The following is a 4,150-nucleotide window of genomic DNA, read 5'->3' on the forward strand; positions in this document are numbered from 1 at the left end:
TCGTGGTTCATCGGCCCGAGGCTTACTAGCGGCGTGGGGCTTCGGCCCCCTTTTTTGTGGTCTGAATATTTGTAAAGCAGATGTTGCTACGTCGTGGTCAGCGTAGGGGCGAGTGCAAGTGCTACTGGTACGTCGTTTGAGTGAGACCTTGGCACCTTTGTTAAGTAGTTCTCTAGTATCAAAACCGCTATATCTAGTACCACTATTCAAAGATAAAGCCCTAAATGTAGTGGTTGGTGCTTGCGAATCTTGTTCGAACTTGCTAACTTATACGAGATTAACAAGTTTTGCGAAGGGGTGGACAGAATGTCTTCTTCAGTTGAGTCCAAAAAATCTGATGTAGATGCTCTTTTACTGAAGCAAAAGGGGCCTGCTGCATTACCACTCACTGCCCACGAAAAAAAGTCGCAACTAGAAGCACTCTTGGCAGAACGGAAGCAAGAGCTTGCCGAACGCCTCAAGCAGCTAGCTGAGATACAAGTTAGTGTGCAGCAACTTCAAGGATATGTGACTTCCATAGAAGGTGTTATAGAAATCATAGGTGCTGAAATAGATGCTGATAAGGCTTTGCTTACGTATAAACAGAATAGTCGTCGTAACCCTACAGAAATGCTCCGAGATGAGTTCAAAGGAATGAAATTGGCTGATATTGCCGAAACAGTATTAGAAGATAATGCAGGGCCTTTAACTACGACGGAGCTAAGCCGTATTATTTACGATGCTTACAACGACGATGAACTCAATCGAGCACGAAATTCACTATCTGCTGAACTCAGAGCTGGGATTAGAAGCGAGCATCCTAGATGGCAGAAGTTAGGCCGGAACGCCTATGCAAGTTTGGAATATTCGCAGGAGGAAGCTGCTTAACGAGCCAACTTGATTCCTTGAACCTAATAAAATAGCCCGACACCAACCAGAGGCACCGAGCTACTTGTTAATTTTGGTACTTTTAACTTAGCACAGCCTAGAAATTGGTCAAGTACAGGTGTCGGAAAGTTTGTGTAACAACTTTTCTGGAAGGTAACATCATGACACCGACAATGCATCGTGTAATTTCTGAGAAATTAGAAACTTCGGAAACATCTTTGGGGGTAGCAGAACCTATCGTAGTTAAGCTCGTAGAGTATGGTGGATTTGTTTCCGCAATGCTTGTTTTGTGCCTATTTTTCAGAGTCTTGACTACTTTTGTGACGAAGGTAAAGGAAGATTAAAATCCCTTTTACGTTGTTCCAGCAATTAGCTCGCCCTATCAAACGGGGTGAGCTAATCGGCATTTCCACGCTACTAAGATTGAAATCATAACTTCTAGCCCAATAAAAAAGCCCCTACCGATATGGCAGAGGCTTGAAGTGTGTGTTGTTGGAGAGAATCTGAGTGGGAAAGGGTGCCTCATGAAAGATAATGAAGCTTCACAGATGTACGGAGACGCACTCGGCACCCAAACTTGGTTAGCCCGAATACGCCTTGCTCCGTTAGTGGGCGACGGACTTCGTACGAGCGTCCAGGGCTTCTAGGCGGGCTTCCTGGATGTTATCAACGGCTTTGGTGCGGGCGTCTAGGGCTTCTAGACGGGCGGACTGAATATCTTCGATGGCCTTGGTCTGATTGTTGAGATGCTCAAGGCGTAGTTTGTGGACAGAATTCTTAGTGCGGCTGTCGAGTTCTTCGAGGCAAGCTGACTGAATGTTGAAGCTAGCAGGTTCAGCGGCAGCGGCGATGGGGGCAATGGCAGCGGAGGCAACGAGAACGGTTAAGGCGGAAAGGATAGTGCGTTTCATGTTTAAAGCTCCTTGGTGAATCAGTGAAATGTGTTTACTTGCTTCATTGATTACTAGAATGCGGGAGCTAGCTGAACGTCATCTGACCGGCGTCTGAGGATTGCTTAAGGGGTTTCTGAGTTTGGCTGAGGAAGTTTGGTGATGGGGGTCACAGGGGTGGTTGAGGGTTGCGATCTCAACCCTTTGTGGGCTGCTGGATAGTTGCGTCGCGTTGCAGCGGGGCAAGGCAATAATCAGTATTGATGTCTTTTAATTAGAACAGTTTTCAAGCAATAGCTTCGCTGGTTTGTCGTGGGCTGTGGAATTAGTCGAATTTATTTTTGACTGTGATGCACCGACGCCAAACAGTATTTTCAAGATCTGACAAAATCACCTCAAAGGTATATGCTTCGGCCTCTTTATCTAGCTCAATAACAGCATGTTCAAAAGTTGTTTCACCGACATCGACTAAGCTACTTCCATTCTTATAAGGAGATTGAATGATTCTGTCAGACATATCTGCTCTGTTGTCCAATACGTCCATTGAATTTCGATCAAGTGAATGTGCTATCCAGTATATCCATAGCCCATCCTCCCAAACTGCGACATTGCCTGTATTAGCAATAGAAATATCAATCCAATGTAAGTTTTTAGTCTTGCTAGGAATACATGAAGATTGAACTTCTATATCAAGCTTAGGTTTGAGTACACGCCCTTTAAAGAAACGTATATAAGCTAAAGTTCCACCTATTAAAAAGCCAAAGAGACTAAAAATTGTAGAAATTGTATCAATTAATTCCTTATTAGTTGTGATCGTAGAAGAATCTAGATTCCCAAACTTAAACGTAACAGCGACCCCTAGGAGTAAACAAATAAGGATTAAAACAGGTAAAGAAGACTTACTGCTCAGCCAGCGTTTATACTTTCTGTTCCAAAAAAATAGATATTGGATTAAGTTTTTTGAGACATGAACTATATATTCATAGACAGCTTTTATTACTTTTCCTAATATACTCTTATTAGAGTTCATTGATTAGACATGGGTTAGATTAATAAAAATATTAGAAGAGCTGCGGCAACCATCGATAGAAAGAACGATAGAGAGAAACTTCGATTATCATTATTTTCAGATTTTCTTCGGGCCGCATTCTTTAAGTTTTCGGGAAGCTCATCATCATCAATGATAAGCTTTGGGAGAATTGATTTTTGAGGTTTACTTTCGGGGCGTCTGAAAAACATCCATACTTTCCTTTAGCTTTAGGCTCATAGTCTACCTATTTGCTGGAGTAGAGTTCCCTTCTTACATTTTCTTTAAAGCTTAAGAAAGGAACTTCAATGATGGTCATGTGCTCGAACATTTTGACGTGAGACTTATTGCTCTTAACTTGTCGAGCGCCAGTGATTGCGGCTAATTCAAGTGACTCATCTATCCAGTCACAAATTTATAATCTTGGTGAATCCTTTGCTGCCTCGTTGCCACCTTGAGCAGCAATTCAAGACCTCCTAGGCTTTGCGATCGCAACCACTACCCAATCACCCAAAACCGCTGCCCATCCGCCTACGCCGCCACACTGCACATTGCTACGCCGTGGACGGTTGTTGTTCGCGCTGCTCACGCTATTTCGCCACTGTCACCGTCAAGCGGCAGCTTATCACAGCAAAGCTGTGAGCGCTTATGCTCTTGGGGTGCCAGCGGCTAGCTGGGGAGTCTGCAGAGAAGAGAGAGAAAGGAGAGGTAAGGGTTTCTGCGAGCACTCTAGCCGTTAGGCTGCTCGGTGCCGGTAGTGTCTTCGTTCCCCAGCCTAGGCCGGTCGTGTGCGTCAGCGGTCGCCGTGTGGCCCTTAGAGGGGCCTGCTGCTCTACCAGGGCAGGTAATTCCCCGCTGTTAGACTTCCGTGGCTTTCTGGCCGTGGTACCCAGCTCAGCAGCTCTACAGCGCAGCCCCCGGCCAGCAATACCGCATACTGTCCCCGGTCAGCGGCTACCGCCTTACTTCGCCAGCCCTGCGCACGTAGCCACGGTGCTAGCCCGTAGGGCAGCCGCAAGGGCACAGCTAGTACTACGCCGCAGGCGAGGCCGTCGCGGTGCGGGCGTGCCCACGGGCAGGCGTTGAGTATATCGGGCTTGGGTTTTAGTTCAAGTTGTTGCATCGCTATTTTGTTGTAGCGGCAGGGTGCCTTACAAGTCTGTTGCCCTGCCGTTTAGTGTTGTTGCACCCCCAGCCGTGGCCTTTAGCTGGGGTGGGTTGGTGTCCATTACGTTGCTACCGTTGTTTGCTTGCTGCCCGCTAGCAGGGCTCTAGGCGTTTCTCTGGCTTGTTTCCTGGGGTTGTTGGTTTGGCTCTACTGCTCCGTCTTTGTAGGGTTTCCGCCCTAGCTCGCCGGTCTCTGTTT

Annotated in this window: 3 protein-coding genes and 1 pseudogene; 1 reads left to right on the forward strand and 3 read right to left on the reverse strand. The window is 46.6% G+C overall.

The genetic code is table 11. The annotated features are described in order from the left end of the window. Positions 1-306 precede the first annotated feature (306 nt). The gene (locus IQ260_RS28355; protein WP_193996422.1) at positions 307-867 is read left to right on the forward strand and encodes a hypothetical protein; all 561 of its coding nucleotides are present in this window, start codon (positions 307-309) and stop codon (positions 865-867) included. Between the two features lie 614 nt (positions 868-1,481). Here the strand turns inward: IQ260_RS28355 and IQ260_RS28360 are convergent. The 3 genes and pseudogenes from IQ260_RS28360 to IQ260_RS28370 form a co-directional block, all read right to left on the reverse strand. Beyond that, positions 1,482-1,778 (reverse strand): annotated as a pseudogene (locus tag IQ260_RS28360) (hypothetical protein); the annotation flags it as partial. Positions 1,779-2,082: 304 nt separating this feature from the next. After that, positions 2,083-2,787 carry a hypothetical protein gene (locus IQ260_RS28365; RefSeq protein WP_193996423.1) on the reverse strand — a complete coding sequence of 235 codons (705 nt, stop codon included), beginning with the start codon at positions 2,785-2,787 and terminating at the stop codon, positions 2,083-2,085. 829 nt (positions 2,788-3,616) lie between these two features. Continuing rightward, positions 3,617-3,907 (reverse strand): hypothetical protein, encoded by a 291-nt coding sequence (locus IQ260_RS28370; RefSeq protein ID WP_193996424.1) that lies wholly within the window; start codon positions 3,905-3,907, stop codon positions 3,617-3,619. Positions 3,908-4,150 lie beyond the last annotated feature (243 nt).

The sequence above is a fragment of the Leptolyngbya cf. ectocarpi LEGE 11479 genome (assembly GCF_015207065.1).
GTDB classification, from domain to species: Bacteria; Cyanobacteriota; Cyanobacteriia; order Phormidesmidales; family Phormidesmidaceae; genus Leptothoe; species Leptothoe ectocarpi.